The following is a 589-nucleotide window of genomic DNA, read 5'->3' as shown; positions in this document are numbered from 1 at the left end:
AGCATGGTGCCGGAGTTCGACGTGTTCGGTTTCATCCGCGAGCGCAGCGGCAACATCATGCCGGGCATCACGCCGTCTTCGATCCACACCAGCGCCGACGGCAAGCATGTGCAGATCGGTGCCAATGGTGATGCGATCTTCAAACGCTTCATGCTCGTGATTGGCCGCGAAGATCTTGCCAACGACCCACTGCTGGCCAGTAACGACGGGCGTGACAGTCGCCGGGACGAGTTGTATGGCGTGATTGATCGCTGGGTCAATTCCTTACCGCTGCAGGCTGTTCTCGACTTGCTCAATCAGGCCGACGTACCGGTCAGCCGGATCTTCAGCGCCGAGGACATGTTCAACGATCCGCAATATCTGGCGCGAGAGATGTTCCTGCATGCCAAGCTGCCGGACGGCAAGGACTTCAAGATGCCCGGCATCGTTCCGAAACTTTCCGAAACCCCAGGTTCATCCGAATGGGTCGGGCCGCAGTTGGGCGAACACAATGCGCAGGTGCTTGGCGATCTGGGCTACGACGCGGCGCAAATCGCTCGGCTGCGTGAAGACGGGGCCATCTGAGCAGCGCCGGGCGCTTCGGTTTTTC

At 60.1% G+C, this 589-nt stretch carries 1 protein-coding gene; it reads left to right on the top strand.

All coding sequences use genetic code 11. The features are described from left to right. Positions 1 to 564: CoA transferase (locus tag J5M71_RS26630; protein ID WP_207838464.1), on the top strand; the 564-nt coding region annotated here is incomplete at its 5' end. Positions 565 to 589: the final 25 nt, after the last annotated feature.

The sequence above is a fragment of the Pseudomonas sp. 43(2021) genome, from assembly GCF_017490805.1.
GTDB lineage: Bacteria > Pseudomonadota > Gammaproteobacteria > Pseudomonadales > Pseudomonadaceae > Aquipseudomonas.
Note: the sequence above shows the minus strand (reverse complement) of the source record. Positions and strands in the feature narration are given on the sequence as shown.